Genomic DNA, 25,108 nt, shown 5'->3' on the forward strand with positions numbered 1-25,108 from the left:
CCGGACGACGGGCTTTCCCGCTCCGGTTGTGTCTGGACGGTTTCAGCCCCTGATGGGGCAGGAGTCGGGGCTTCACCCCTTCTGCTCTCATCGGGGTCGCATTGCGTTTTCTGCTGCATGACCGTTCAGAACCTCCGGCGATACTCGCCACTCATCACTGTTCGGGCCTTCAGGTTTCCCCTACGCCCTCTGCTGACTTCTGCATAGCGATCAGCGCACCTCACGATGAGCTCAGTCCTGAATGCAGGACGCTATGCAGACCTCCCGGGGTAAGCCCGACCGCCTTCACCACACACCTGCCTGATTTACTCACTCGACCCTTGATGGTTATGGCCTTCGCGATCATATGCTCGCTCTGCCGATCGGATGAGCCTTGTATCAGGTTTCTGTTCGTCAGGTCATGGCTTTGCTCCACGCGTCCTTCAGACCCCACCTCGCGATGACGCCCTTGCACTTCGCTAGTCCTTCGCCACCATCAGGCTGTACAGGGGACTTTCACCCGCAAGCTGTCGGGCATGCCCGGCACACACAAAAAACCCGCACCATGGCGGGTTTTGCACCGGAAACGGTAATTACAGCGCGGTTACGTTAACAGCAGAAGGACCTTTCTGGCCGTCTTGAATTTCGAACTCTACGCTCTGGCCTTCAGCCAGCGTTTTAAAACCGGTACCTTGGATTGCAGAGAAGTGAACAAACACGTCTTTGCTGCCGTCAGCAGGCGTAATGAAACCAAAACCTTTGGACTCATTGAACCACTTAACCTGACCTTTAATCTTTGCCATTTTACACATTTCCTTTAATTGTTTAAACCGCCCAAAGGCGTTATACAGACAAACCAAAGTCGTTACTGCTTTGAGGCACCAAGATAAGGATCGGCAGAGAAGTAGTGCTCAACGCTAACGGTTGTATCATTAACTTCCTTACTGAAAATGCCGCTCATATACAGAACTGTACCTCGTTTCACCCAGATTCGTTATTACACACTCTAAAAACGATGGCAAGCCATTTTTATTCAGTCGCAGAGGTGCCGCACAAAATAAGGCTTCACCCCCTGAAACAGTAGCACAAAACACGCCATTGGCATCACAAATAGGTTGTGCATAACCAACTGAATATCCGTTGTTTTATTTATTAACACGTAAAATGTAACTCGTTAGGAATCCTTGCTACCGTTAATGCGCGTTTACCATAGCAAAATGTTATAAATTTAGAACTTATTTACGATAAGAAAATAAAAGGAGTGATTTCTTATTATTATGCTACCGGGAGGAAAATGCATCCTATGACACAGGTTACTCCCGCCAAGATTCATTAATACCCTTGAACCATTACCCCAACTAGGCTGTGTCCCTTAATTGCATAAGCGGCGGTAAAACAAGCGGATGCAGCCCAGTTTCACCATTGCTAGATAGTTTCTTGCCATTTTTTCATAACGTGTGGCGATCCGTCGATATTCCTTTAAACGCCCAAAACACCTTTCCACAACCTTGTGACGGCGATAAGCATCACGATCAAGTTGCGAGCGTCCATCTGAAGCCAGTTTTTCATTTGATTTTCGGGGAATAACCGTTTTTATTCCTCTTTTTTTCAACTCGGAGTTATTAGCAAATCTGATGTATGGCGATCAGGCTACGTTCCGCTCTGATGCTTCGTGAATCTGTTCTCCATCCTTAAATTGGACGTTGCTTACAACTAGGGTCAGCAGGTCAAATCCTCTTAGTCGGTTCCAGCTTTTCTGAGCAGACTGGAGCAGCTTAAATACCATTGACAGGGTTGTTTCTCTCGAACCACCGTTCTTCGCGCCTCTGCTTCGTAGCCTCACAGTCGCAAAAGCCGATTCAATCGGATTTGTCGTTCTTATTGACGCCCAGTGCTCTGACGGGAAGTCGTAGAATGCCAGCAGTTCTTCTCGAGCTTTCTCCAGCTTCTTCATCGCTGCAGGATACTTCGCTGAAAACCTTGCCAACAAAACATCAAAGGCTTCATTAGCGGCATCGCGGCTCTCTGCTAGCCAAACCTCCCGCAGCTCAGCCTTAACTTTCGGTTGCATGGCTTTGGGGAGTGAAGCCAACACATTAGCGGTTTTGTGCACCCAACAGCGTTGGTGCTGCGTGTCCGGGAATATCTTTGCCATTGCATTCCAAAAACCAAGGGCACCGTCTTCCGTAGCCAGCTTGGGAGATACGGTTAGGCCACGTGCTCGCAGGCCATTAAGAAGTTCGGCCCAGTTTGCTTCTGACTCTCGATAACCATCTTCGACCGCAACCAGCTCCTTACGTCCATGCTCAGTGACGCCGATAATGACCAGCAGGTAAAGGCGATCATCTTGCCTGACATGGCTGTATATGCCATCGGCCCAGAAATAAACGTAGCGCGTATCGCTTAAATCACGCAGGCACCATTGCCTGTGCTCTTCAAGCCATTGCTGTTTCAGTCTGCTGATGGTACTGGCAGAGAGGGCATTCGCTTTTTCACCGAGAAGCGCCCTCAGGGCTTCGTGAAAATCACCGGTGGATATGCCTCGCAGGTACAGCCATGGTAGCAACTCTTCGACGCTTTTTGCACGTTTCAGATAAGGCGGCAACAACGCGCTGTTGAAGCATATTCCGTTGCCGCTGTGATCCCTGACCTTGGGCACTTTAATTTCAACATCCCCAATACCCGTCTGTATGGTTCGCGGTGGCAAATAGCCGTTACGAACGACAGCATGACGCCCGTCGTCAAGGCAGCGTTCAGCATGTTGTTGCAGCATGGCTTCGAGCTCAACGTCAACGGCGGCAGCTATCAGCTGCCTGGTACCATTACGAATGAGTTCATGCAAGGGATCACCGGCAATATCTGGTTCTGCGGAGACCTGTAGGGTAGACTTTTTCATGGGGTATCATCTCTCTGTTGTTGAAATCATCTGTTGAAATCATCTGTTGAAATCATCCACGAAATCAATCAGCAGGATACGCCACCCTCCCTGAAACCCCGTACACCAGAAATGAGCATAACTCTGCAGGGGTATATGCTGGAGTATTTGCCTACATATTCGCCAGATCTTAACCCCATTGAGCATAAATGGGCACAAGCAAAAAAAGAGAGAGTGGTTGCGATACAGAGATTTTGTTCTCAGTCCATATGGTGTAATCAAAATTAAGTCGCTTGGCTATATTTGATTAATCCAACGCGATACAGAGGCAGGGCCAATCCGAAATTGCTTCGCTGTTTCTCGGATACTCAACCCTTCTTTTTCCCGTGTAGATATAGCCAAGCGACATTATTTTGATAACAATTAGCTGTATTTTTTGCCACATATCAGGGCATTGGCTGTAATCATTTTTAAGTCGCTTGGCTATATCACTTTACGTCTAAAATTAATTAAATAGCTCATTTAAATAATGTAATCAAAATTAAGTCTTTTAGCTATAACTCCAGTGGCTGACCAGTCAACAAGTCCATTAGCATCAAGAAATGAAAGTAACTTATTGAAAATAATGTTAATGATTCCAGACTTTGACCATCTATTGAAACGGTTATAAACGGTTTTCCATGGGCCGTAACGTTCAGGTAAATCACGCCATGGTGCGCCTGAACACAGTATCCAGAACATGCTGTTGAAGATTTTTCGATGTTCTGCCCACGACCGGTCGGCCCGTGGAGATGTCAAAACGGTTGGTAACAAGGGCTCAATGATTGCCCATGCTTCATCAGAAAGATCGTAGCGAGTCATAATCAAAAGTGTCGTAGAAACAGATGGATACTATAGCTCAAGCAATTAAGGGAGACAGCCTAGGATTCGTGCAGGGGAAAGTAGCCCGAAGACAGAAACACCAAAATTGGCACTGCTTTCGGGTTTTTCGTATCGGATCACGCGATAAAAAAATGAAATTTATAGCCAACCGACTTAAAAATGATTACAGCCAATGCCCTGATATGTGGCAAAAAATACAGCTAATTGTTATCAAAATAATGTCGCTTGGCTATAATGCGAGGAGCCCTCATATCCGCTACCCCAATCAGGCCGTTCTCCTGACATGATGGCCTCCCGTTGCGATTTGGTTGGCTTTTCGTATTGGCGAGGCATTACCTCGGAAGATCGATTGATACTATGTTTATTCGGATCAAAATTTTCGACAGCACATCCAGAAACCATCATCGTTATTATCAAGAAAAGAAAATTTTTCCTCATGACATAATCCTTATTTCTCACGGCGGGAGTTGGGTCATTATATGAACTGACATATTAAGCAAACCCACCTCTCAACTCCTGCAACGTCTGCCTATAACAGAGTGTGGCAAAGAAGCCACTACGTTTACACAAGCGCTGATTCAGACATTAAAAAGCCAGAGGGGTTATACGCGGATGGGTAAACAGCATCAGAACGATCCCATCTGCGTGAGTTTGTCAGAACACGCACCAATGAATGCACCTTCGTTTTATGCCGCGACTGACGACGAGGAATAGTAAAGGAAGAGATAGGTAAGCCCCCGGCTCTCTCAATAAAGCATAAATATCTACACATCATAAAGGGTTAAAAACCACCATAACGAAGTGGGCAAGTTCTTCCGGGGTATAGTCTGCTAATAACGTCAAGGTATTTAGCAGGATGGATAGTCCGGCAAGCAGCGCTGGGGCGCTTTCTTTACGCCCTCGTTTTTGTTGTCGTCCGGATAATCGGCAAATTAACTGACGGGCTGCCGCATTGTCGTCTCCTTCAACGCGTTGCAGCCGCCATACCAGCACACATGCCATGCTAGCTATCAATAACCTGCGTAGCAGGGCACCAGCACTGCGCTGAAGCCATTTTTCTACATCATGACCGGCACCTTTCAGCAGCTTAAAAAAGGATTCAATACCCCAGCGCCAGTAATACCAGCGAGCGACTTCCGCGCTGGTGAGCTCGTTGCTAACGTTTGTGAGCAGCGTCCAGCGTCCGATAAATTTACCGTGAGTATCGGTAAGGCGAACCACAACTAATCTGAGTGTCAGAGCTACGCCTGGCTGAACTTTCACTCGCCGTCCGGTATTCTTGTCTTTCCGCTTCGCTTTTGCTGTTCGCGTTATGATCACGGATGTTTCCCCGATCTCCATATTGGCTTTTTTCCCTTTCCAGCCAACCTGTCCGTTTGCGATAAATGGCAGATCGTCTGCAATTTCACCAATTTTACGGGTGTCACCGCCCCACTCGGCCCGATGCCCTTCCTTTCCCCGGATAAGCCAACATATTCCCTGGGAGCTTAATGTGCGCATATGCCCGATAGAGTGACCTTCACGGTCAATGAGATGAACTAACTTCTTCCCGGTATCAAGAGACTCAACGCGGGCGATATCAGCCGTCAAAGCATCCATATGAGTCAGACTCTCAGACAAGCCCTCGGTTAGCGTTGAACGACAACCCGCCCTATCGGTTAGAGTTTGAGACAGGGGCGCTATTGGTAAACCATTTGCAGCATCAACCAGTAGGCTGGTTTGTGGTTCATAACCGACATCGCCACCATGCGTCATTTTCAAACGTTCTTCTTTCCCATTGTGGGTACGAAACTGTAAATGAGACCAGTCGTGGACGACGGGAGCGTATGGATGCGGGCTAAGTGCAACCTGCCGGAGAGCCAGCGAAATAATCGGTTCATTGAGCTGACTGAAGCTAATACGTTCATTATTAAAAAAACGCCAAACGGCCTGAGTAGTGGCGAATGTTGTTTTCTGCGCGCAGGCAAGGTCTTTAACGGCTGACGCCAATGGTGCTGCGGGAGTCATGTGTTGCTTAACCAGACGCTGATAACGCCGGTTAAGGCGGGCATCAATCCCGCCGATGGATAAGTTGAGATCATGCAGCAACGTAATATAGCCAAGCGACTTAATTTTGATTACACCATATGGACTGAGAACAAAATCTCTGTATCGCAATCACTCTCTCTTTTTTTTGCTTGTGCCCATTTATGCTCAATGGGGTTAAGATCTGGCGAATATGTAGGCAAATACTCCACCATATACCCTGCATCGATGATGACTTGTTGAATATTATGTTTTTTGTGAAAAGTTGCATTGTCCATCACGATTACCCTGTTTTTAGGGAGTACTGGGATAAGGACTTCTGTGACTCAGGAATAGAAAACATCGCTGTTAATATTGATATCAAATAATCCGATAGCAAACAGCGTTGTGCCTAATAAAGCGCCGATAACATTTGTTCTTCCCTTGGCTCCCCCGTTCTTCAGGCCAAAACACCGTTGACCTTTTGGGGAATAGCCGTGAGTCCGTGGGGTATCGTGTGGAAAACTACTTTCATCAATAAAAACAATAGGTTTTCCTTCTTTTTCATACTGTTGTATTTTTTGTTGAAATGCTTGCCGGGCACTTTCGTCGGCTTTCGGATGACATAGAGTTTTTTTTTATAGGTCAATCCCAGCTTTTTAAGAGCTTGCCAAATGGCCTTCTGACAAACGCCAAAATGCTCTGCACGTTCTTTTTGGTAAGCATCTGGATATGGTTCAACATCTTTTATCAACTTGGATTTATCGATCTTTCGCTGACGCGTGGTCGATGCTTTTGACGCTATTTGATTAATCCAACGCGATACAGAGGCAGGGCCAATCCGAAATTGCTTCGCTGTTTCTCGGATACTCAACCCTTCTTCTTCCCGTGTAGATATCACTTTACTTCTAAAATCAATTGAATAGCTCATTTAAATAATGTAATCAAAATTAAGTCGTTTAGCTATAGCAGATATTGCAAAAGATGTGTAGATACCTATGCTCAATAAAGCAGGGAACGAGATTTCAAAACGTGCAGGGATCGGCCACCGCAGCGCAAATGAAATGTAGCGTTTACAAGAATTGGATGACTGTTAATAACAACAATCAAAAACGCTGCACAACAATACTTATCGCGCCCACTCCGGTTTATTCAGGATATGGTCCTGCAAATCGACAACTTCGGTTTCACGCACCGCAATGTGACGCACAGAGATGCGTTCACTGTGCATCAGCGCTTTATTACCTGCTAGTAGCGGATGCCAGCCGGGTAGGCCCTTGCCTTCGTGAATCAATCGATAAGCGCAGGTAGCAGACAACCAGTCGAAAGAGAGCAGGTTTTCCCGCGTCAATTTGATGCAATCCGGCTCATACTCAAATCGCCGCTCATAGTTGCGGCATTGGCAGGTTTTGATGTTTAACTGATTACAGGCAACGTTGGTGAAGTAGAGTTCCTCCGTGTCTTCATCAATGAGTTTATGCAAGCAGCACTGACCGCAGCCATCACACAGGGACTCCCACTCTTGATCGGACATTTCAGACAAAGTTTTTTGCTGCCAAAAATCGCGTTCGCTCATGCACAGTATCTCATCAATCTTTATGTTATCTGGCAACGCACAAACGCCCCGCCAACCACACCTACAACGTGTGGGAGGGGTATAACGGATTTAGCGGAGTGAAGCAAGCGCTTTACCCGTTCCCTATGGGAACGGGTCAGAGAAAGATCAGATAATCCGCGTGGAGAGGCTGCGATCGTTGATGGTGATGGTCAGCATATCGCCTGACACAATTGGGCCAACGCCTGCTGGGGTTCCGGTCAGGATCACATCACCCGCGCGCAGTGTGAAAAAGCGGCTCATATAAGCAATCAATGGCAGAATCGGCGTGATCATATCGCGCGTGTTGCCCTGTTGGCGGATTTCATCATTCACTTTCACGCCTAAATCCGTTTGCTGCGGATCGTCAAACTCGGCGACGGGAATAAACCCCGAAATCGGGCAAGCGCCATCAAACCCTTTGGCCTTTTCCCATGGACGACCGGCCTTTTTGCACTCGGACTGAATGTCACGCAGCGTCAAATCCAGCGCAACACCGTAACCGGCAATCACTCGCGCCACGCGCTCTTCATTCGTCTGCTTAAGCGGTGTGCCAATCAGCACCGCCAATTCAACTTCGTGATGCACCGAATCCAGGTTTTTCGGAATAGCTACCGGTTGACGCAGATCGCACAATGCGGTCTCAGGTTTGATAAATAGCACGGGTTCAAGGGCGACCGAGTTTCCCATTTCTTTGATGTGGTCTGCGTAGTTACTGCCAACGCAAACCACTTTATTTACCGGAAAATCGAGCAGTGCGCCCTGCCAGTCTCTGTGTTGGTACATGGATATCTCCTGCCCTGTCAGTTGAAAATCACGCTCAGATACCCAGTACATCAGGTAAACCGGTGGGTATCCATTTACGTCAGGGGTTTATTTATACGTCTCTGCGCCGATAAAACAAGCCTGTAGACAGTAATGCGGAAAAATATAAGTAAAGAATTCAACGCCAGATCATACTTTTTAAGCGCCGTTACGCATCTGCAGGACGCCTGAGCTACACAATTCGGGGGGAAACGGTAACGGTTAAGAAAAAAACCGAATTTTTATCCCAAACATGGCACCACGTTATTTGCTGGCGTTGTGATGAAGGGATAACAAATTCTCCGGAGGCGGTGGCATTTGCAGATAAAAACCCTCCTCCTTGAGCGCCTGCTTTACTTTTTCGATGTCGGCTGACGCTAATTTTTTGCTGCCATCAAGCGGTAATAGCATCACCAAATACGGTGTACCAAAACTTTTTATCAGCGCTTCCGGTACGCGGGAAAAATCGTCTTTTTTATCAACATAGAGATAGGTTTGATCGCGTTTGGCGCTTCGATAGATCACACAAAACATTTTTTTACTCGATTAGATGGGAATGTCATCTTGCCTGTATATAATTGTGACTATAACATGCTTACAGCACTCTGGAATATCATGTTGCCATGCAAATCCAGGGATTTAACAGGCTGAAACTGAGTCAGGATAGATGTCACAAACGCCAATTGAGTTAAAAGGCAGCAATTTTACCTTATCAGTTGTTCATTTGTATGAGTCGCAACCTGAGGTAATTGTTAAAGCATTACAGGAAAAGATTGAGCAGGCTCCAGCATTTTTAAAAAATGCGCCTGTTGTTATTAATGTTGCCGCCCTGACGGACGAAATAGACTGGTTATCTATCCAGCACGCTATTATTTCTACGGGGTTACACGTGGTGGGCGTGAGCGGTTGTAAGGACGAGGTACTTAAAAAAGCCATTATCAAAGCGGGATTGCCGCTGTTAAATGAAGGTAAGTCGCCGCGTCGGGCACCTGAGCCTATTCCCGTTGCACCAGCCATAGCCAAAACCAAAGTGATTACTACGCCGGTTCGTTCTGGCCAGCAGATTTATGCCAGAGAGGGCGACTTAATTGTACTGAGCAGCGTCAGCGCCGGTGCAGAGGTGATCGCCGATGGCAATATCCATATTTACGGCATGATGCGGGGACGAGCGCTGGCGGGCGTCTCGGGTGATGTGCAGAGCCAAATTTTCTGTACGCATCTTGCAGCCGAACTGGTATCCATCGCCGGGCGCTACTGGCTCAGCGACAAGATCCCAGCGGCCCATTTCGGGAAGGGCGTGCGTCTGAAGCTCGACCAACTCGCAAACGATTTAACCATACAACCTCTAGACTAAGCCCTTTAACAAGGAACTATTTATGGCACGCATTATTGTTGTTACATCGGGTAAAGGGGGCGTTGGCAAGACTACTTCAAGCGCGGCCATTGCTACCGGTTTAGCCCAGAAAGGTAAAAAGACGGTTGTTATCGACTTCGATATTGGTCTGCGTAACCTCGATCTCATCATGGGATGCGAGCGCCGCGTAGTCTACGATTTCGTCAATGTGATTCAAGGTGATGCCACGCTGAATCAGGCATTAATCAAAGACAAGCGCACGGAAAATCTCTATATTCTGCCCGCGTCACAAACCCGTGACAAAGATGCACTAACCCGCGAAGGCGTAGAAAAAGTATTGGATACGTTGGCAGAAATGGAGTTTGATTTTATCATCTGTGACTCTCCGGCTGGGATTGAAACGGGTGCATTGATGGCGCTCTATTTTGCCGACGAAGCCATTATTACCACCAACCCGGAAGTGTCATCGGTGCGCGACTCTGACCGCATTCTCGGCATCCTAGCCTCCAAATCACGCCGGGCTGAACGCGGTCAGGATGCGATTAAAGAGCATCTGCTGCTCACCCGTTACAATCCAGGCCGCGTTAGCCGCGGTGATATGTTAAGCATGGAAGATGTACTGGAGATCCTTCGTATTTCACTGGTTGGCGTTATTCCCGAAGATCAGTCCGTACTGCGTGCATCAAACCAGGGGGAACCGGTGATCCTTGATATCGCTTCCGACGCAGGCAAAGCCTACGCTGACACCGTCGATCGCTTGCTGGGTGAAGATCGTCCCTACCGTTTTATTGAGGAAGAGAAAAAGAGTTTTCTTAAACGCCTTTTTGGGGGATAAATTATGGCCTTACTCGACTTCTTTCTGTCCCACAAAAAAAACACCGCGAATATTGCCAAGGAGCGGCTGCAAATTATCGTTGCGGAACGCCGCCGTGGCGACAGTGAGCCACATTATTTGCCACAGTTAAAGCGGGACATTTTGGCGGTGATATGTAAATACGTACAGATCGACCCGGAAATGGTGACGGTTCAGTTGGAGCAAAAAGGGGATGATATCTCCGTGCTTGAACTTAACGTCACCCTGCCAGAACCGGAAGAACCCGCTAAATGAGTCCAAGGAATTAAATAACCCCCGCAGCATGTGGGGGTTATTCTGCTATTACCCTTCGCGAGTCAACAAATCGCGCAGCGGCGCAGCGAACAGTTCAGCTCGCCAGCCGTTCAACATTTCAGGTACCGAACCTTCCTGAGCAAACAACTTCCAATGCCAATTCAACAAGCGGTTAATCTGACGCCGTGATGCTAGCAACTCAGCAGAAAGTCCGCTACGTTCACTCACCTGCGTCACCAGAGTTTTGATGTCCTTAAACACGCGCTTATAGCCTGGGTAATCGATCAGATTCACGATCGGCACAGGATACTGGGATTCCGGTAGCGCATTGGCCTTGGCGACAATATCAAGCAGTGTTTTACCGTGATAACGAATTTCCGGGCCGCTCAGCCCAAGAGCGCTCAACTCGCCCAACGAGGACGGCAGGCAGCGCGCCACCTGAAGCAAATTTTCTTCCCTTACCACAAAGTTGACTGAGCTGTCGCGCTGGCGCGCCAGGTTCAGACGCCAGTGAGCAAGCAGTTGCAGGCAAGCCAGTTGCTTGCCACGCAGTTGCCAGGCGTTACCAAATTCACGATAGGCCAGTTCCGGCGCGAGGATGTCCTGTTTACGCTGACACAGTAACCGGCATTCATCCAACGCCGCGTCCAGCCATCCGGCTTCACGCGTTTTGGCCACAATCTTCTCAGCCATCGGCAACAAATAGAAGACATCTGCGGCGGCATAGTCACGCTGTTTCTCAGTCAACGGACGAGCCAGCCAGTCGGTACGCGATTCGGTCTTATCCAACGTCACACCTTGATAATCTGCCACTAATGCAGCAAATCCATACGACAAGGGCTTACCGAGAAAAGCAGCCAAAATCTGTGTATCGATAAACGGATGCGGCAACACGCTAAACGCATTAAGAAACACCTCAAGATCTTCACTGCTGGCGTGCAGGAACTTGGTCACCTGCGCATCTTGCAACAGCGCCACAAACGGCTGCCACGCACTGATAGTGAGGGGATCGATCAGAGAGAGGGTTTCACCGTCAAAAAGCTGGATAAGACCCAACTGCGGATAATAGGTGCGAGTGCGGACAAATTCGGTATCCAGCGCGACCTGCGTGTGCTGACGCGCCTGCTGACAAACCTGTTCCAGGGCATTGTTGTCGCTGATTAACTGATAATTCAAAACGTGTTCTCTTGTTTTTAACTGTCGGCTACTGCAAAAACAACGCCGGTATAACCGGCGTTGTTAACCTTTTGCTATGATAGCCTGTCCTGCTGCGATCTGGCAGAGAGCCTGTACACGAGATTGTGTAATTGCCTGATTTTGATATGTTCAATCCAACATCAAAAGCAGGTTACTTTATGGACGAAAAACAGTTACAGGCTCTGGCTAACGAGCTGGCCAAAAATCTCAAAACCCCTGACGCTCTCAACCAGTTTGATCGCCTGCTGAAAAAGATCTGCGTTGAAGCTGCCCTTAATGCTGAAATGACCCATCACCTCGGGCATGAGAAGCACCAGTCCAAATCTGGAACTAACACGCGCAATGGCTACTCCACAAAGACTGTTACCACCGGCGATGGTCCGCTGGAACTGCGTACACCACGTGATCGTGATGCTTCCTTTGAACCGCAACTGGTGAAGAAGAACCAGACCCAGCTCACCGGGATGGATAACCAGATTTTATCGTTGTATGCCAAAGGGATGACCACCCGCGAAATTGCCGCTGCGTTCAAAGAACTGTATGACGCGGATGTCTCACCCGCCCTGGTATCGAAGGTCACCGATGCCGTTATGGAGCAGGTTGTTGAATGGCAAAATCGCCCCCTGGATGCGGTTTATAGCCAAGCGACTTAATTTTGATTACACCATATGGACTGAGAACAAAATCTCTGTATCGCAACCACTCTCTCTTTTTTTGCTTTTTGCTTGTGCCCATTTATGCTCAATTGGGTTAAGATCTGGCGAATATGTAGGCAAATACTCCACCATATACCGGCTTTGTTGAATAATAGTGAGTCATGCTGTTTTTCCAGCCAGTTTTGGTAGAAAATGCTTATCACATCAGGTTTACAGTTTTCTTATGAGGCCTAACTGCATGATTTTGCGTTGCGAGGATCTGTCGTTTCACCGGGGGTGCAGCATAAAATATGTTTATTCAACAAAGCCCCATATACCCTGCATCGATGATGACTTGTTGAATATTATGTTTTTTGTGAAAAGTTGCATTGTCCATCACGATTACACTGTTTTTATGGAGTACTGGGATAAGGACTTGTGTGACCCAGGAATAGAAAACATCGCTGTTAATATTGATATCAAATAATCCGATAGCAAACAGCGTTGTGCCTAATAAAGCGCCGATAACATTTGTTCTTCCCTTGCCTCCCCCGTTCTTCAGGCCAAAACACCGTTGACCTTTTGGGGAACAGCCTTGAGCCCGTGGGGTATCGTGTGGAAAACCACTTTCCTCAATAAAAACAATAGGTTTACCTTCTTTTTCATACTGTTGTATTTTTTGTCGAAATGCTTGCCGGGCGCTTTCGTCGGCTTTCGGATGACGTAGAGTTTTTTTATAGGTCAATCCCAGCTTTTTAAGAGCTTGCCAAATGGCCTTCTGACAAACGCCAAAACGCTCTGCACGTTCTTTTTGGTAAGCATCTGGATATGGTTCAACATCTTTTATCAACTCGGATTTATCGCTCTTTCACTGACGCGTGGTCGATGTTTTTGAGTCTATTTGATTAATCCAACGCGATATAGCCAACCGACTTAAAAATGATTACAGCTAATGCCCTGATATGTGGAAAAAAAATACAGCTAATTGTTATCAAAATAATGTCGCTTGGCTATATCTTGCCATCGACACGTTGCTTGGCATCATGGCACACAGCGCGCTGTCGTTAGGGCTGGTGGTGGTTAGCCTGATGAACAACATTCGTGTTGACTTGATGGCCTACCTGTTTGGTGATTTGCTATCGGTAACGACGCAGGATTTGTGGTTGATTGGACCGGGCGTGCTGGTGGTGATTGCCATCATGTGCTGGCAATGGCGTTCATTGCTTTCCATGACTATCAGCTAGGAGTTGGTACACGTAGACGGTGTCAATTTACAGTGCACCCGTTTAATCCTGATGCTGGTAACCGCGTTGACCATCGAGCTGGCAATGAAATTTGTCGGTGCGCTGATCATCACCTCATTGCTGATCATTCCTGCCGCCACCGCTCGCCGTTTTGCGCACACACCGGAGCAGATGGCGGGGTTGGCTGTAGTACTGGGGATGCTCGCCGTGACCGGCGGCCTGATCTTCTCCGCCTTTTACAACACCCCAGCGGGCCCTTCTGTGGTGCTCAGTGCTTCGTTTCTGTTTATGCTGATTCGCAAACAACCCGCCTGAAGGCGGGTCAGGTTCTATCGATACCGAAATGGCGATACGTGTGCGCGGTGGCAATGCGCCCGCGTGGCGTACGCTGAATAAAGCCCTGCTGAATAAGGTAAGGCTCCAGCACATCTTCAATGGTTTCCCGCTCTTCACCGATGGCCGCTGCCAGATTATCCACCCCCACCGGTCCACCGGTAAATTTATCGATAATGGCCAGCAGCAGTTTGCGATCCATATAGTCTAAGCCTTCCGTGTCTACCGCCAGCATATCCAGCGCAAGCCTCGCAGTTTCGGCATTAATGGCTCCACTCGATTTTACCTCTGAGTAATCACGGACCCGTCGCAGCAAACGGTTGGCAATACGCGGCGTGCCACGGGAACGTCGAGCCACTTCTAACGCCCCCTCATCGGTAAGATCCACTCCAAGGCATGCCGCGCTGCGGCCGACAATATGCTGTAAATCCTCGACCTTGTAGAATTCGAGCCGTTGCACAATGCCAAAACGATCGCGCAGTGGTGACGTCAAAGAACCAGCACGGGTCGTCGCGCCAATCAGAGTAAACGGGGGAAGATCGAGTTTAATCGAACGCGCGGCAGGTCCCTCACCGATCATGATATCCAGCTGATAATCTTCCATCGCGGGATAGAGCACTTCTTCCACCACGGGCGACAAACGGTGAATTTCATCGATAAATAACACATCATGCGGTTCAAGGTTGGTCAACAGTGCGGCCAAGTCGCCGGCCTTCTCCAACACAGGGCCTGATGTGGTGCGCAGGTTCACGTTCATCTCATTGGCAACGATATTGGCGAGCGTGGTTTTTCCTAAACCGGGCGGACCAAAAATCAGCAAGTGATCCAGTGCATCACCCCGTTTGCGTGCCGCCTCAATAAAGATTTCCATCTGCTCGCGCACCTGAGGCTGTCCGACGTATTCCGCCAGCATGCGCGGACGGATCGCACGGTCAATGATCTCTTCTTCAGGCATTTCTTGCGCAGAGATCAGGCGGTCGGCTTCAATCATGGCAATCCCCTTACAGTGCCGCGCGCAGCGCTTCGCGGATCAGCGTCTCACAGTCCGCACCGGGTCGGGAAATTTTGGATACCATCCAGCTGGCTTCCTGCGGTTTATACCCCAAAGCCACCAGCGCTGAAGCCGCTTCACTTTCCGCATCTTCTTCGGGTGCTGCGGTGGATGCTGAACTGCTAAGAGGGACATCAATGGTAGCGGGATTAAACAGGTCTCCACTCATGCCTTTGAAGCGGTCTTTCATTTCTACTACCAACCGCTCTGCCGTTTTCTTACCGACTCCCGGCAGTTTAATTAACGTAGCGATCTCTTCTCGTTCAACGGCGCTCACGAACTGCTGCGCGGACATCCCTGAAAGGATTGCCAGCGCCAGTTTCGGCCCAACACCGTTGGTTTTAATCAACTCACGAAATAACGCACGTTCTTGCTTGTTGTTAAAACCAAACAATAACTGTGCATCTTCCCGCACCACAAACTGGGTGAAAATGACCGCTTCCTGGTCCAAATCGGGCAGTTCATAAAAGCAGCTCATCGGCATATGGACCTCGTAGCCAACCCCGTTGACTTCGATCAGCACCTGCTGCGGTTGTTTTTCCAGAATGATGCCTCTGAGACGAGCAATCACGTTGACCTTCCTTTTCGTTACGTTAAAAGCTTTTTGCTAGCTTATAGTATAAAAAAGGCTGGATGAATATCCAGCCTGATGTTCAACGCAGTCGCCCGCTCACTAAATTCAACCTGTCGGGGCCGATGCGTGTCAGATTCTGACGCAAATGACAGTGCGTAATGGCAATAGCGAGCGCATCAGCGGCGTCCGCCTGCGGATTCGCTGACAACTTTAGCAAGGTACGCACCATATGCTGCACCTGACTTTTTTCTGCCGCGCCGGTGCCGACAACCGTTTGTTTTACTTGCCGGGCAGCGTATTCAAAAATGGGTAACCCTTGATTGACACCCGCCACAATCGCTACGCCGCGGGCCTGCCCCAGTTTCAGGGCTGAATCCGCATTTTTGGCCATAAAAACTTGTTCTATCGCCAGACAATCGGGCTGAAATTGGGTGATTATCTCGCTCACCCCAGCATAGATCAGCTTCAATCGCGTAGGGAGATCGTCCACCCCGGTGCGAATACAGCCGCTGCCAACATAGCTGAGCTGACGCCCTTGCTGGCGAATGATGCCATATCCGGTGACGCGCGAGCCGGGGTCGATGCCTAGAATTAGCGCCATAGCACATCACCCCCTGAAGACGCGTTAGCCACAAGCTGCGAAAACACCATTATAGTGTTGCCGCTACCTCGTCGGAAATTTCACCGTTGTGGTACACTTCCTGCACATCATCACAGTCTTCCAGCATGTCGATCAGACGCATCAGTTTCGGTGCGGTATCAGCATCCATGTCGGCATTGGTCGACGGGATCATGGATACTTCTGCGGATTCGGATTTCAGACCGGCAGCATCCAGCGCATCTTTCACCTGACCGAAGATTTCCCACGGCGTAAAGACGTCAATCGCGCCGTCGTCGTAGGTCACAACGTCATCCGCACCAGCTTCCAGCGACGCGTCCATCACCTGATCCTCATCCAAGCCTGGCGCATAAGAGATAACGCCTTTTTTGGTGAACAGATAGGAAACAGAACCATCGGTGCCCAAGTTACCACCGCATTTGGTAAAGGCATGGCGTACTTCGGATACGGTACGGTTACGGTTGTCACTCAGACATTCCACCATCACCGCCGTGCCGCCAGGACCATAACCTTCATAAATGATGGTTTCCATGTTGTTGTCTTCATCACCACCGACACCACGCGCAATAGCACGGTTCAGGGTATCGCGCGTCATGTTGTTGGAGAGCGCTTTATCGATAGCAGCACGCAGACGCGGGTTAGAGCCTGGATCGCCGCCGCCAAAACGCGCTGCTGTCACCAGTTCGCGGATAATTTTGGTAAAGATTTTGCCGCGTTTTGCATCCTGCGCTGCTTTACGATGTTTTGTGTTGGCCCACTTACTATGACCTGCCATAAAAATCTCCGAAAAAAGCCTCTTCAGGCCGGATAAATAACAAATTCTTCAATCGCCTGCCGGTTGCTCCACGATTTGGTCAGTTGCGCCGCCTCAGGCGCCGCTAACCAACGGTAGGCAAGATGCTCGGTGAGAATCACCTCGCGTTCACTCGGCAACGCCAGACAGAACCAGTGTTCCATGTTGTGCGTGATGCCAAGGGAATAGCGACGTCTCAAATGAGCAAAGAGCTCAAACTCGACACAGCGCTGACAGTCAAACAGTGATAATCCCTCAGCGGCGATATCGATGTTAACTTCTTCTTTCACTTCGCGCTGCGCGGTAAGCGCCGCAGTTTCACCGTCCTCAAAGCTGCCGGTAACCGATTGCCAAAAATCGGGATCGTCGCGACGCTGAAGCATCAGCACCCGTCCAGTATCCTGAGCATAAATAACGATCAGGGCCGAAACGGGACGCTTATAAGCCATCGGCGGTTACTCCGCATCCTGCACAGGTTTTGCTTTCGTCACCACAGCAATAGACAGCTCTTCCAAGGCTGCAGGATTGGCGTAACTCGGTGCCTCCGTCATCAGACAGGCTGCTGCGGTGGTTTTCGGGAAAGCGATCACGTCACGAATATTTTCAGTACCGGTCAACAACATCACCAGACGGTCCAAACCGAACGCCAGACCAGCATGCGGCGGTGTACCGTATTTCAATGCATCCAACAGGAAGCCAAATTTTTCACGCTGTTCCTGCTCGTTGATCCCCAGAATACGGAACACGGTCTGTTGCATTGCGCTGCTGTGAATACGCACGGAACCACCGCCTACTTCATAGCCGTTCAGTACCATATCGTATGCGTTAGCGATGGCGGAAACCGGGTTACTTTCCAAGGCTTCAGGCGTCATATCTCGCGGTGAAGTAAACGGGTGGTGCATTGCGGCCAACCCGCCCTCGCCATCGTCTTCAAACATCGGGAAGTCGATGACCCACAGCGGTTTCCAGCTTGCCAGATTGGTCAGGCCGAGATCGCGTCCCAGTTTAAGACGCAGCGCACCCAATGCATCCGTCACCACTTTCGCGCTATCTGCACCGAAGAACAGAATCTCTCCGTCTTCGGCTGCAGTGCGCTCCAACAGCGCTGCCAGCAGCGTTTCATTCAGGAATTTAGCCACCGGACTGGAAATGCCTTCGAGCCCTTTCGCTTTCTCATTCACTTTAATATAGGCAAGACCCTTGGCACCGTAGATCTCGATAAATTTGCCGTATTCATCAATCTGTTTGCGGCTCAATTGTGCACCGCCCGGAACGCGAATCACCGCCACACGACCTTTGGCATCGTTAGCCGGACCGGAGAACACTTTAAAGTCGATCGTTTTGAGCAAATCGGCGACATCAACCAGTTCTAACGGGTTACGCAGGTCAGGTTTGTCGGAGCCAAAGCGACACATGGCTTCAGCAAACGTCATGATCGGGAAATCTCCCAGATCAATGCTTAAAATATCTTGCCACAGTTCGCGCACCAGTTTTTCCATCACTTCACGCACCTGCGGTGCCGTCATGAAGGAGGTTTCGACGTCGATCTGGGTAAATTCCGGCTGGCGATCCGCACGCAGATCCTCATCACGGAAGCATTTAACAATCTGGTAGTAACGGTCGAAACCGGACATCATCAGCAATTGCTTGAACAGCTGCGGCGATTGCGGCAGCGCGTAGAATTTGCCCTTGTGCACTCGGCTTGGTACCAGGTAATCACGTGCCCCTTCAGGCGTGGCTTTGGTCAGCATTGGCGTTTCAATATCCAGAAAATCGTGGCTGTCCATAAAACGACGCACAAAACTGGTAATACGTGCGCGAGTTTTTAACCGCGTCGCCATTTCAGGGAGGCGCAAATCAAGATAGCGGTATTTTAAACGCGCTTCTTCGGTGTTGGTTTGGTTAGCATCCAACGGCAGCGGCTCTGAGCGGTTGATAATCGTCAGCGCGGTCGCAAACACTTCCACTTCGCCCGTAGACATATCCTTATTCACCTGGCTTTCAGGGCGCGCACGTACCACACCGGTCAGTTGAATGCAGAATTCGTTACGCAGTTCTGACGCCAAAGTGAAAGCACCCTGCCGATCGGGGTCGAAAAACACCTGGACCACGCCGTCGCGGTCACGCATATCGATAAAAATCAAACCACCCAGATCGCGGCGACGGTTAACCCAACCGCACAATGTCACTTCTTGGCCCACATGGGACGCGTTCAGTTGTCCACAATATTCAGTACGCATTACGATGTCCTTTTGAGCAATCACGCTAGAAATCATCTCAACGAGATATAATCACACCTACAACAACCACGCCTGAGAGCACCGGCCAGACCGCATCGTCACTAGTGAGCGCAAACAAAACCCATCGGTTCTATAAAACACACGGGTTCCACACACAGCGGCATTTCCCCACGCATCAGGTCACAACGGTGTTTTTTTGCGCGGAATGGTTGTTCTGGATTGCTGTTCAGTAAAAAAAGGTGGCTATTGTAAAGGATATTCCACGGAACGATAAGAGTGAAGCGGTTTCCGGGCAGTGATATGTCGCAAGAATTGTGAAAATTCCCTCTCGGTTAAAAAAATGTTTTACTGTTCTTCACTCTGTTAATGGGTTGCAACGGAATGTTTATTGGCTTACCACAATGGCAACATCCCGCGTGGCACAAGTTCGGACTGCGCACGCTGGCTGACTACGCGCGATATTTCAACTGTGTTGAAGGTATAGCCAAGCGACTTAATTTTGATTACACCATATGGACTGAGAACAAAATCTCTGTATCGCAACCACTCTCTCTTTTTTTGCTTTTTGCTTGTGCTCATTTATGCTCAATGGGGTTAAGATCTGGCGAATATGTAGGCAAATACTCCACCATATACCCTGCATCGATGATGACTTGTTGAATATTATGTTTTTTGTGAAAAGTTGCATTGTCCATCACGATTACCCTGTTTTTAGGGAGTACTGGGATAAGGACTTGTGTGACCCAGGAATAGAAAACATCGCTGTTAATATTGATATCAAATAATCCGATAGCAAACAGCGTTGTGCCTAATAAAGCGCCGATAACATTTGTTCTTCCCTTGGCTCCCCCGTTCTTCAGCCCAAAACACCGTTGACCTTTTGGGGAATAGCCGTGAGTCCGTGGGGTATCGTGTTAAAAACCACTTTCATCAATAAAAACAATAGGTTTACATTTTTTCATACTGTTGTATTTTTTGTTGAAATGCTTGCCGTGCGCTTTCGTCGGCTTTCGGATGACGTAGCGTTTTTTTATAGGTCAATCCCAGCTTTTTAAGAGCTGGCCAAATGGCCTTCTGACAAACGCCAAAACGCTCTGCACGTTCTTTTTGGTAAGCATCTGGATATGGTTCAACATCTTTTATCAACTCGAATTTATCGATCTTTCGCTGACGCGTGGTCGATGCTTTTGACGCTATTTGATTAATCCAACGCGATACAGAGGCAGGGCCAATCCGAAATTGCTTCGCTGTTTCTCGGATACTCAACCCTTCTTCTTCCCGTGTAGATATCACTTTACGTCTAAAATCAATTGAATAGCTCATTTAAATAATGCAATCAAAATTAAGTCGTTTAGCTATATAAGGCGGTAACACGCGACCTCAAGGCAGTGTATCAGGCTCCAACCGAAGAGGCCGCGCTTCAGGCGCTGGAGACGTTCGGTGGGACATGGGATCACCGCTATCCGCAGATAAGCCGGAGCTGGCAGTCAAACTGGGCCAACCTGTCGATATTCTTCTCGTACCCGCAGGAACTTCGCAAGGTAATCTACACGACGAACGCTATAGAATCACTGAACAGCGTGCTCCGGCATGCAATCAAGAAACGCAAGGTGTTCCCGACTGATGACTCGGTGAAGAAGGTCGTATGGCTGGCAATCCAGGCGGCATCACAGAAATGGACGATGCCCTTACAGGACTGGCGTATGGCAATGAGTCGCTTTATTATCGAGTTCGGTGACCGCCTTGACGATCACTTCTGAGGAAAGGCATTTACACAAAATCTTAAACAGGCTCTTGCTATCGGATTATTTGATATCAATATTAACAGCGATGTTTTCTATTCCTGGGTCACACAAGTCCTTATCCCAGTACTCCCTAAAAACAGGGTAATCGTGATGGACAATGCAAAAAACATAATATTCAACAAGTCATCATCGATGCAGGGTATATGGGGCTTTGTTGAATAAACATATTTTATGCTGCACCCCCGGTGAAACGACAGATCCTCGCAACGCAGATCTTTTTCAGCAGGCAATCAAACTGGTTGAGAGCGTCAGGGGTTTTGAGATTTTTGGCCAGCTCGTTAGCCAGAGCCTGTAACTGTTTTTCGTCCATAAAGTAACCTGCTTTTGATGTTGGATTGAACATATCAAAATCAGGCAATTACACAATCTCGTGTACAGGCTCTTACTTATCGGATGTACAGATATACGAACTCCTTTCCAATACCTTATCCGCATTCAGGTGGGGAGTCGTAACCTTTAGGTTGCCTACTTGTATTGGGCGCAGCCCTTTCCGCGGATGGAGGCGCAGATAACGCCGGACCAATACTATATCCTGCGAGCGGGAGGGCTGCAATACGCACTTAGGTTAATGTCGCTGAAATATTATAAAGATGTTTTTCTACCTCCAGGTTAATTTTCCTTCGCTTAGTGATATCAAAAGCACGGATATTGATTCCACAACGCATTAATATTAAAACTTTCTAAAAAAACGCTTAGCTTCTTTGGCTATTTTGTCCACGCTACGCTTGACCTCATTTTCTACTCGAGGCGCAACACGATCAATTTCTTTTCCAATTCGTTCACCGATACCGGTATAGCCAAGAGACATTATTTTGATAACAATTAGCTGTATTTTTTGCCACATATCAAGGCACTGGATGTAATCATTTTTAAGTCGGTTGGCTATATTTTTACTCTCGCTCGACTGCATCAATTTATCAATCTCATCTTTTAATTGATTGAGTTGAACATAATTATCGGCGTTATCTTCACCAATCTCAATATTATCCCTAATCGTATTTATCGTCGTGGCAACGGTTTTCAATAATCCATTGGCTTTGTTGAATAAATCAGAACTTGTAACGACTGCGCCCCATACGGGTCGATTGTTACGTGATGCGAATACTGTTCGGCATTCCTAATAGCGTGATCAGGTTAAGCGCTTTGACCATGGCCATGGCTTCACCCACCTGACCATCGTAGTCTCTCAGACTTAGATGACCACCCAGAAGCCTTTTGAAGCGGAACATGGCCGTTTCAGCCACTGAGCGCCGGTGATAGCCCACTTTCTTTTTCCAGATAGCGTTACTACCGCTAATGCGCTGATTTGCAACAGCGTGGTTACGCTCGTGGTAGCGATCTTGCCAATATTGAGCCCCCCTTCGTGGCGGGATAAGCGGCCTTATTTTCTTCCTCACCAGAGCATCATAGCAGTAAACTGTATCCTAAGCGCCGTCAGCCGATGCCTCTCTGATTTTCCAGTGGGTCTGGTTTATCAGCGCCGGTAGAGCTTGGGCATCAGTCGTACCACTGAGCGACAAATCCGCACAGATAATCTCATGCGTCACACTGTCTACTGCCAGGTGCAGCTTACGCCATACCCTGCGTCTGTCGGCACCATGCTGCCGGACTTTCCATTCGCCTTCGCCAAAGACCTTCAGGCCGGTTCCGGCTTTGTTGAATAAATAGATTTTATGCTGGCAGCCCAGCGAAACGACGGATCCTCGCAACGTAAAATCATGCAGTTAGGCCTCATGAGAAAAGTGTACACCTGAGATGACAAGCATTTTCAACCAAAACTGGCATGGAAAAACAGCATGATTACCTATTATTCAACAAAGCCTAATTTTTATCAAAAAATGATTTAAAACAATTTATTTCATAACTGGTTTGGTCGGGCGTTATCGAAGATAATTTGTTTTTTATCAGATCGACTTTCGCCATGGAGGATGTGTTCTCTTGCGAGGCGCTCTGGGGGGAAGAAATTGAATGAGTTGAAAGTGTAGCACTTGACGTGGACAGTAACATATTGATGACTCCCTGTTAGTGAGTGGAGTCGTGATATGAAGAAAACAATTATTTTTATATCAGATTATCACCTTGTTTTATGTAACGCGATTATGCATCATGAAATTTTCCGAAAGCAAATAAAAAGCGCAGCTAGAAATATCAAAAAGCAGATTCTGGACCGGGACCCGATGTTGCGATAAATAGAAAGTAAAACTCCGGCGCAAAGACGGGGCGAGATGCTACGGATTACGTGCCACAATCACGGCACGCAATGGCGCGGGGTAACCTTCGCAGGTTTTACTGCGATCGTTAGGATCGAGAAAATCAGCCAGTGATTCTGTGACCATCCATGAGGTTTTGCGCTGTTCCTCGAGGGTAGTGACGCACTGATCGACGATACGCACATCGACAAAACCGCACTTTTCCAACCAGCGTACCAGCGCCGGAGCTGAGGGAATAAAGTAAACATTTCGCATTTGTGCGTAACGCTCACCAGGCACTAGCACGGCATTTTCATCGCCCTCGATAACCAGAGTTTCCAGCACCAGTTCTCCACCGAAAACCAACTGATTTTTCAACTGCCACAGATGATCGAGCGGCGAACGGCGATGGTAAAGCACGCCCATGGAGAACACAGTATCAAAGGCAGCGAGCTCCGGCAGTTGTTCGATGCCAAGCGGTAATACATGCGCACGTTGATCGTTACCAAGCAGTTTGCGTACGGCTTCGAATTGGCAGACGAAAAGCTGCATCGGGTCGATACCCACAGCCAGATGCGCACCGGCACCAACCATGCGCCATAGGTGATAACCGCTGCCGCAACCGACATCCAATACCAGACGACCCTGCAAGGCGCTGATATGTGGCGTTAGCCGCTCCCATTTCCAATCGGAGCGCCATTCGGTGTCGATATTGACACCGTAAAGCGAATAGGGGCCTTTACGCCACGGCATCAGTTGACGCAGGCGCACTTCCATCCCTTCACGCTGTCCATTGCTGAGATCCGGCTGTAACACCGCGGTGACGCTGTGTAGCACATCTAGCTGCGAGGGCGTTAGTTCAGGCAAGGCTTCAACGGCATTGAACCATTGCTTAAATTTACCGTGCAGCGATTCCCGTTGCCATGCACTCAGTTGGGCTGGCAGCGTATTTAACCAATGGCTCAGTGGGCCTTTCGCGATAAGCTGATAAAAATTGCCGAAATCGATCACGCCTTATCCTCAGCTTTTAGCGCCAGTAACGAACCAAAATTAAAGCACTGAAACCACACTTCGCTGTGTTGAAATCCAGCGTGCGCCAGACGAAATTTATGGGTCTCCACCGAATCGGTCAGCATGACGTTTTCCAACATATTGCGCTTTTGACTGATCTCTAATTCGCTGTAGCCATTTGCCCGTTTGAAATCGTGGTGCATGTTGAATAACAGCTCACCCACTTTGCTGTCTTCAAAGCTGAACTTCTCCGATAACACCAGCGCACCACCGGGGTTCAAGCCTTGATAGATACGCGTTAACAGTGTTTGCCGCTCTTCCGGTGCTAGGAATTGCAAGGTGAAGTTGAGTACCACCAGGGAGGCATTTTCGATGACGATGTCGCGGATATCTGCTTCGATAACCTTGATGGGAGTAGCTGCGCGAAAAGCATCAATGTGGCGGCGACAGCGTTCAATCATCGCGGGTGAGTTGTCAACGGCGATAATGTTGCAACCCGTGGTCTGAATGTTACGCCTCATCGACAGTGTAGCGGCACCCAGCGAGCATCCCAGATCGTAAATCTGAGTATCTGGTTTGACGAAACGTTCGGCCAACATGCCGATCATGGAAATAATATTCGAATAACCGGGGACGGAGCGCTGAACCATATCGGGAAAGACTTCAGCGACGCGTTCGTCAAAGGTCCAATCACCGAGGTGGGCTATGGGAACAGAAAAAAGCGTATCGCGATTTGGCATGATGGACACGAAATTACGGTGCGGTTAATAAAAAAGGTGGGACAGTCTAACAAATACGGATAAGAAAGTCTGTTTCC

29 protein-coding genes and 10 pseudogenes are annotated in these 25,108 nt (G+C 48.6%); 10 read left to right on the forward strand and 29 right to left on the reverse strand.

Going from position 1 to position 25,108, the window contains the following annotated elements:
* Positions 1 to 572: 572 nt before the first annotated feature.
* The 4 genes and pseudogenes from cspE to ACD630_RS16040 all read right to left on the reverse strand — a co-directional run bounded on the left by cspE (position 573) and on the right by ACD630_RS16040 (position 2,875).
* On the reverse strand, positions 573 to 782 hold the full coding sequence (cspE, locus tag ACD630_RS16025; protein WP_196907015.1) for a transcription antiterminator/RNA stability regulator CspE: 210 nt from the start codon (positions 780 to 782) through the stop codon (positions 573 to 575).
* Positions 783 to 844: 62 nt separating this feature from the next.
* Entirely contained in the window at positions 845 to 940 is a 96-nt protein-coding gene (locus ACD630_RS16030) for a DUF2627 domain-containing protein (RefSeq protein WP_430359635.1), read from the reverse strand.
* A 411-nt stretch (positions 941 to 1,351) separates the two neighbouring features.
* Positions 1,352 to 1,606 (reverse strand): annotated as a pseudogene (locus ACD630_RS16035) (transposase); the annotation flags it as partial.
* A gap of 18 nt (positions 1,607 to 1,624) precedes the next feature.
* Positions 1,625 to 2,875, reverse strand: a complete 1,251-nt coding sequence (locus tag ACD630_RS16040; RefSeq protein ID WP_430359636.1) for an IS256 family transposase — start codon at positions 2,873 to 2,875, stop codon at positions 1,625 to 1,627.
* Positions 2,876 to 2,986: 111 nt separating this feature from the next.
* Between ACD630_RS16040 and ACD630_RS16045 the strand changes: the two genes are divergently transcribed.
* Positions 2,987 to 3,142: a transposase gene (locus ACD630_RS16045; RefSeq protein ID WP_430359637.1), complete on the forward strand. Its 156-nt coding sequence runs from the start codon at positions 2,987 to 2,989 to the stop codon at positions 3,140 to 3,142.
* Positions 3,143 to 3,151: 9 nt separating this feature from the next.
* On the opposite strand, the gene ACD630_RS16050 is transcribed toward ACD630_RS16045, so the two are convergent.
* A complete protein-coding gene (locus ACD630_RS16050) occupies positions 3,152 to 3,256 on the reverse strand; it encodes a hypothetical protein (RefSeq protein WP_430359638.1) in 105 nt (34 codons plus the stop codon).
* A 156-nt stretch (positions 3,257 to 3,412) separates the two neighbouring features.
* Positions 3,413 to 3,715, reverse strand: a pseudogene (locus ACD630_RS16055) (transposase); the annotation flags it as partial.
* Between the two features lie 152 nt (positions 3,716 to 3,867).
* On the opposite strand from ACD630_RS16055, the gene ACD630_RS16060 reads away from it, so the two are divergent.
* The gene (locus ACD630_RS16060; RefSeq protein ID WP_430359639.1) at positions 3,868 to 4,023 is read left to right on the forward strand and encodes a hypothetical protein; all 156 of its coding nucleotides are present in this window, start codon (positions 3,868 to 3,870) and stop codon (positions 4,021 to 4,023) included.
* Between the two features lie 484 nt (positions 4,024 to 4,507).
* Here ACD630_RS16060 and ACD630_RS16065 read toward each other — a convergent pair whose 3' ends face one another.
* The 6 genes and pseudogenes from ACD630_RS16065 to ACD630_RS16090 all read right to left on the reverse strand — a co-directional run bounded on the left by ACD630_RS16065 (position 4,508) and on the right by ACD630_RS16090 (position 8,672).
* A complete protein-coding gene (locus ACD630_RS16065; protein ID WP_430359640.1) occupies positions 4,508 to 5,893 on the reverse strand; it encodes a transposase in 1,386 nt (461 codons plus the stop codon).
* Positions 5,854 to 6,318, reverse strand: a pseudogene (locus ACD630_RS16070) (IS630 family transposase). Before ACD630_RS16070 ends, ACD630_RS16065 begins: the two are co-directional and overlap by 40 nt.
* Complete coding sequence (locus tag ACD630_RS16075; RefSeq protein WP_430359641.1) at positions 6,201 to 6,671, reverse strand: IS630 transposase-related protein; 471 nt, start codon at positions 6,669 to 6,671, stop codon at positions 6,201 to 6,203. Before ACD630_RS16075 ends, ACD630_RS16070 begins: the two are co-directional and overlap by 118 nt.
* Positions 6,672 to 6,869: 198 nt before the next feature.
* Positions 6,870 to 7,316, reverse strand: coding sequence for a YcgN family cysteine cluster protein (locus ACD630_RS16080; protein WP_430359642.1), 447 nt, complete (start codon positions 7,314 to 7,316; stop codon positions 6,870 to 6,872).
* A gap of 147 nt (positions 7,317 to 7,463) precedes the next feature.
* The gene (locus tag ACD630_RS16085; RefSeq protein WP_430359643.1) at positions 7,464 to 8,120 is read right to left on the reverse strand and encodes a fumarylacetoacetate hydrolase family protein; all 657 of its coding nucleotides are present in this window, start codon (positions 8,118 to 8,120) and stop codon (positions 7,464 to 7,466) included.
* A 282-nt stretch (positions 8,121 to 8,402) separates the two neighbouring features.
* Positions 8,403 to 8,672 (reverse strand): YcgL domain-containing protein, encoded by a 270-nt coding sequence (locus ACD630_RS16090; RefSeq protein ID WP_430359645.1) that lies wholly within the window; start codon positions 8,670 to 8,672, stop codon positions 8,403 to 8,405.
* A gap of 133 nt (positions 8,673 to 8,805) precedes the next feature.
* Here ACD630_RS16090 and minC point away from each other — a divergent pair, with 133 nt between their 5' ends.
* The 3 genes from minC to minE are packed head-to-tail and all read left to right on the forward strand — an operon-like array spanning position 8,806 to position 10,600.
* Positions 8,806 to 9,492, forward strand: coding sequence for a septum site-determining protein MinC (minC, locus tag ACD630_RS16095; RefSeq protein ID WP_430359646.1), 687 nt, complete (start codon positions 8,806 to 8,808; stop codon positions 9,490 to 9,492).
* A gap of 22 nt (positions 9,493 to 9,514) precedes the next feature.
* Positions 9,515 to 10,327, forward strand: coding sequence for a septum site-determining protein MinD (minD, locus tag ACD630_RS16100; RefSeq protein WP_195313355.1), 813 nt, complete (start codon positions 9,515 to 9,517; stop codon positions 10,325 to 10,327).
* 3 nt (positions 10,328 to 10,330) lie between these two features.
* Positions 10,331 to 10,600, forward strand: coding sequence for a cell division topological specificity factor MinE (minE, locus tag ACD630_RS16105; protein ID WP_430359647.1), 270 nt, complete (start codon positions 10,331 to 10,333; stop codon positions 10,598 to 10,600).
* A gap of 48 nt (positions 10,601 to 10,648) precedes the next feature.
* On the opposite strand, the gene rnd is transcribed toward minE, so the two are convergent.
* A complete protein-coding gene (gene rnd / locus ACD630_RS16110) occupies positions 10,649 to 11,776 on the reverse strand; it encodes a ribonuclease D (protein WP_430359648.1) in 1,128 nt (375 codons plus the stop codon).
* 179 nt (positions 11,777 to 11,955) lie between these two features.
* Here rnd and ACD630_RS16115 point away from each other — a divergent pair.
* Positions 11,956 to 12,435 (forward strand): annotated as a pseudogene (locus ACD630_RS16115) (transposase); the annotation flags it as partial.
* Positions 12,436 to 12,456: 21 nt separating this feature from the next.
* Here the strand turns inward: ACD630_RS16115 and ACD630_RS16120 are convergent.
* From ACD630_RS16120 to ACD630_RS16130, 3 genes and pseudogenes are all read right to left on the reverse strand, one after another.
* Positions 12,457 to 12,585 carry a transposase gene (locus ACD630_RS16120; RefSeq protein ID WP_430359511.1) on the reverse strand — a complete coding sequence of 43 codons (129 nt, stop codon included), beginning with the start codon at positions 12,583 to 12,585 and terminating at the stop codon, positions 12,457 to 12,459.
* Between the two features lie 166 nt (positions 12,586 to 12,751).
* The gene (locus tag ACD630_RS16125; protein ID WP_430360094.1) at positions 12,752 to 13,177 is read right to left on the reverse strand and encodes a transposase; all 426 of its coding nucleotides are present in this window, start codon (positions 13,175 to 13,177) and stop codon (positions 12,752 to 12,754) included.
* Positions 13,151 to 13,285: pseudogene (locus tag ACD630_RS16130) on the reverse strand (IS630 transposase-related protein); the annotation flags it as partial. The gene ACD630_RS16125 and the pseudogene ACD630_RS16130, both read right to left, overlap by 27 nt.
* A gap of 86 nt (positions 13,286 to 13,371) precedes the next feature.
* Between ACD630_RS16130 and ACD630_RS16135 the strand changes: the two are divergent.
* Entirely contained in the window at positions 13,372 to 13,500 is a 129-nt protein-coding gene (locus ACD630_RS16135) for a hypothetical protein (protein WP_430359649.1), read from the forward strand.
* Positions 13,449 to 13,991: pseudogene (gene znuB / locus ACD630_RS16140) on the forward strand (zinc ABC transporter permease subunit ZnuB); the annotation flags it as partial. The gene ACD630_RS16135 and the pseudogene znuB, both read left to right, overlap by 52 nt.
* A gap of 7 nt (positions 13,992 to 13,998) precedes the next feature.
* Here the strand turns inward: znuB and ruvB are convergent.
* The 6 genes from ruvB to aspS all read right to left on the reverse strand — a co-directional run bounded on the left by ruvB (position 13,999) and on the right by aspS (position 19,286).
* The gene (gene ruvB, locus ACD630_RS16145; protein ID WP_430359650.1) at positions 13,999 to 15,000 is read right to left on the reverse strand and encodes a Holliday junction branch migration DNA helicase RuvB; all 1,002 of its coding nucleotides are present in this window, start codon (positions 14,998 to 15,000) and stop codon (positions 13,999 to 14,001) included.
* A 10-nt stretch (positions 15,001 to 15,010) separates the two neighbouring features.
* On the reverse strand, positions 15,011 to 15,631 hold the full coding sequence (ruvA, locus tag ACD630_RS16150; protein WP_430359651.1) for a Holliday junction branch migration protein RuvA: 621 nt from the start codon (positions 15,629 to 15,631) through the stop codon (positions 15,011 to 15,013).
* Between the two features lie 82 nt (positions 15,632 to 15,713).
* Positions 15,714 to 16,235 (reverse strand): crossover junction endodeoxyribonuclease RuvC, encoded by a 522-nt coding sequence (gene ruvC / locus ACD630_RS16155; RefSeq protein WP_430359652.1) that lies wholly within the window; start codon positions 16,233 to 16,235, stop codon positions 15,714 to 15,716.
* A gap of 49 nt (positions 16,236 to 16,284) precedes the next feature.
* Positions 16,285 to 17,028 (reverse strand): YebC/PmpR family DNA-binding transcriptional regulator, encoded by a 744-nt coding sequence (locus ACD630_RS16160; protein WP_430359653.1) that lies wholly within the window; start codon positions 17,026 to 17,028, stop codon positions 16,285 to 16,287.
* Between the two features lie 23 nt (positions 17,029 to 17,051).
* Entirely contained in the window at positions 17,052 to 17,495 is a 444-nt protein-coding gene (nudB, locus tag ACD630_RS16165; protein ID WP_430359654.1) for a dihydroneopterin triphosphate diphosphatase, read from the reverse strand.
* A gap of 6 nt (positions 17,496 to 17,501) precedes the next feature.
* Entirely contained in the window at positions 17,502 to 19,286 is a 1,785-nt protein-coding gene (gene aspS / locus ACD630_RS16170; protein WP_430359655.1) for an aspartate--tRNA ligase, read from the reverse strand.
* Positions 19,287 to 19,667: 381 nt separating this feature from the next.
* Here aspS and ACD630_RS16175 point away from each other — a divergent pair.
* A pseudogene (locus tag ACD630_RS16175) lies at positions 19,668 to 19,766 on the forward strand (DUF72 domain-containing protein); the annotation flags it as partial.
* 95 nt (positions 19,767 to 19,861) lie between these two features.
* Here ACD630_RS16175 and ACD630_RS16180 read toward each other — a convergent pair.
* Together ACD630_RS16180 and ACD630_RS16185 are read right to left on the reverse strand one after the other, a co-directional pair.
* Positions 19,862 to 20,185: pseudogene (locus tag ACD630_RS16180) on the reverse strand (transposase); the annotation flags it as partial.
* A gap of 49 nt (positions 20,186 to 20,234) precedes the next feature.
* Positions 20,235 to 20,609, reverse strand: a complete 375-nt coding sequence (locus ACD630_RS16185; protein ID WP_430359656.1) for an IS630 transposase-related protein — start codon at positions 20,607 to 20,609, stop codon at positions 20,235 to 20,237.
* A gap of 35 nt (positions 20,610 to 20,644) precedes the next feature.
* On the opposite strand from ACD630_RS16185, the pseudogene ACD630_RS16190 reads away from it, so the two are divergent.
* Positions 20,645 to 21,046 (forward strand): annotated as a pseudogene (locus ACD630_RS16190) (transposase); the annotation flags it as partial.
* Positions 21,047 to 21,260: 214 nt separating this feature from the next.
* On the opposite strand, the gene ACD630_RS16195 reads toward ACD630_RS16190, so the two are convergent.
* From ACD630_RS16195 to cmoA, 5 genes and pseudogenes are all read right to left on the reverse strand, one after another.
* The gene (locus ACD630_RS16195) at positions 21,261 to 21,434 is read right to left on the reverse strand and encodes a hypothetical protein (RefSeq protein ID WP_430360143.1); all 174 of its coding nucleotides are present in this window, start codon (positions 21,432 to 21,434) and stop codon (positions 21,261 to 21,263) included.
* A 327-nt stretch (positions 21,435 to 21,761) separates the two neighbouring features.
* Complete coding sequence (locus ACD630_RS16200; protein ID WP_430359657.1) at positions 21,762 to 22,004, reverse strand: hypothetical protein; 243 nt, start codon at positions 22,002 to 22,004, stop codon at positions 21,762 to 21,764.
* Positions 22,005 to 22,179: 175 nt separating this feature from the next.
* Positions 22,180 to 22,737, reverse strand: a pseudogene (locus tag ACD630_RS16205) (IS5 family transposase); the annotation flags it as partial.
* Between the two features lie 582 nt (positions 22,738 to 23,319).
* Positions 23,320 to 24,291: a tRNA 5-methoxyuridine(34)/uridine 5-oxyacetic acid(34) synthase CmoB gene (cmoB, locus tag ACD630_RS16210; protein ID WP_430359658.1), complete on the reverse strand. Its 972-nt coding sequence runs from the start codon at positions 24,289 to 24,291 to the stop codon at positions 23,320 to 23,322.
* Positions 24,288 to 25,031: a carboxy-S-adenosyl-L-methionine synthase CmoA gene (gene cmoA / locus ACD630_RS16215; RefSeq protein ID WP_430359659.1), complete on the reverse strand. Its 744-nt coding sequence runs from the start codon at positions 25,029 to 25,031 to the stop codon at positions 24,288 to 24,290. Before cmoA ends, cmoB begins: the two co-directional genes overlap by 4 nt.
* Between the last annotated feature and the right edge of the window lie 77 nt (positions 25,032 to 25,108).

It is taken from the genome of Symbiopectobacterium sp. RP (assembly GCF_050472005.1).
Lineage (GTDB): Bacteria > Pseudomonadota > Gammaproteobacteria > Enterobacterales > Enterobacteriaceae > Symbiopectobacterium.

Excerpts from the sequence above, each read along its gene's own strand:
- ACD630_RS16160 (WP_430359653.1), bottom strand. The coding sequence starts at position 17,028 with ATGGCAGGTCATAGTAAGTGGGCCAACACAAAACATCGTAAAGCAGCG.
- ruvC (WP_430359652.1), bottom strand. The coding sequence starts at position 16,235 with ATGGCGCTAATTCTAGGCATCGACCCCGGCTCGCGCGTCACCGGATAT.
- ruvB (WP_430359650.1), bottom strand. The coding sequence starts at position 15,000 with ATGATTGAAGCCGACCGCCTGATCTCTGCGCAAGAAATGCCTGAAGAA.
- minE (WP_430359647.1), top strand. The coding sequence starts at position 10,331 with ATGGCCTTACTCGACTTCTTTCTGTCCCACAAAAAAAACACCGCGAAT.
- ACD630_RS16080 (WP_430359642.1), bottom strand. The coding sequence starts at position 7,316 with ATGAGCGAACGCGATTTTTGGCAGCAAAAAACTTTGTCTGAAATGTCC.
- ACD630_RS16085 (WP_430359643.1), bottom strand. The coding sequence starts at position 8,120 with ATGTACCAACACAGAGACTGGCAGGGCGCACTGCTCGATTTTCCGGTA.
- ACD630_RS16060 (WP_430359639.1), top strand. The coding sequence starts at position 3,868 with ATGAAATTTATAGCCAACCGACTTAAAAATGATTACAGCCAATGCCCT.
- cspE (WP_196907015.1), bottom strand. The coding sequence starts at position 782 with ATGGCAAAGATTAAAGGTCAGGTTAAGTGGTTCAATGAGTCCAAAGGT.
- ACD630_RS16195 (WP_430360143.1), bottom strand. The coding sequence starts at position 21,434 with ATGTTCAATCCAACATCAAAAGCAGGTTACTTTATGGACGAAAAACAG.
- ACD630_RS16090 (WP_430359645.1), bottom strand. The coding sequence starts at position 8,672 with ATGTTTTGTGTGATCTATCGAAGCGCCAAACGCGATCAAACCTATCTC.
- ACD630_RS16120 (WP_430359511.1), bottom strand. The coding sequence starts at position 12,585 with ATGGTGGAGTATTTGCCTACATATTCGCCAGATCTTAACCCAATTGAG.
- cmoA (WP_430359659.1), bottom strand. The coding sequence starts at position 25,031 with ATGCCAAATCGCGATACGCTTTTTTCTGTTCCCATAGCCCACCTCGGT.
- ACD630_RS16075 (WP_430359641.1), bottom strand. The coding sequence starts at position 6,671 with ATGAGCTATTCAATTGATTTTAGAAGTAAAGTGATATCTACACGGGAA.
- nudB (WP_430359654.1), bottom strand. The coding sequence starts at position 17,495 with ATGGCTTATAAGCGTCCCGTTTCGGCCCTGATCGTTATTTATGCTCAG.
- minC (WP_430359646.1), top strand. The coding sequence starts at position 8,806 with ATGTCACAAACGCCAATTGAGTTAAAAGGCAGCAATTTTACCTTATCA.
- ACD630_RS16045 (WP_430359637.1), top strand. The coding sequence starts at position 2,987 with ATGAGCATAACTCTGCAGGGGTATATGCTGGAGTATTTGCCTACATAT.
- ACD630_RS16135 (WP_430359649.1), top strand. The coding sequence starts at position 13,372 with ATGATTACAGCTAATGCCCTGATATGTGGAAAAAAAATACAGCTAATT.
- ACD630_RS16030 (WP_430359635.1), bottom strand. The coding sequence starts at position 940 with ATGAGCGGCATTTTCAGTAAGGAAGTTAATGATACAACCGTTAGCGTT.
- minD (WP_195313355.1), top strand. The coding sequence starts at position 9,515 with ATGGCACGCATTATTGTTGTTACATCGGGTAAAGGGGGCGTTGGCAAG.
- aspS (WP_430359655.1), bottom strand. The coding sequence starts at position 19,286 with ATGCGTACTGAATATTGTGGACAACTGAACGCGTCCCATGTGGGCCAA.
- ACD630_RS16040 (WP_430359636.1), bottom strand. The coding sequence starts at position 2,875 with ATGAAAAAGTCTACCCTACAGGTCTCCGCAGAACCAGATATTGCCGGT.
- ACD630_RS16185 (WP_430359656.1), bottom strand. The coding sequence starts at position 20,609 with ATGAGCTATTCAATTGATTTTAGACGTAAAGTGATATCTACACGGGAA.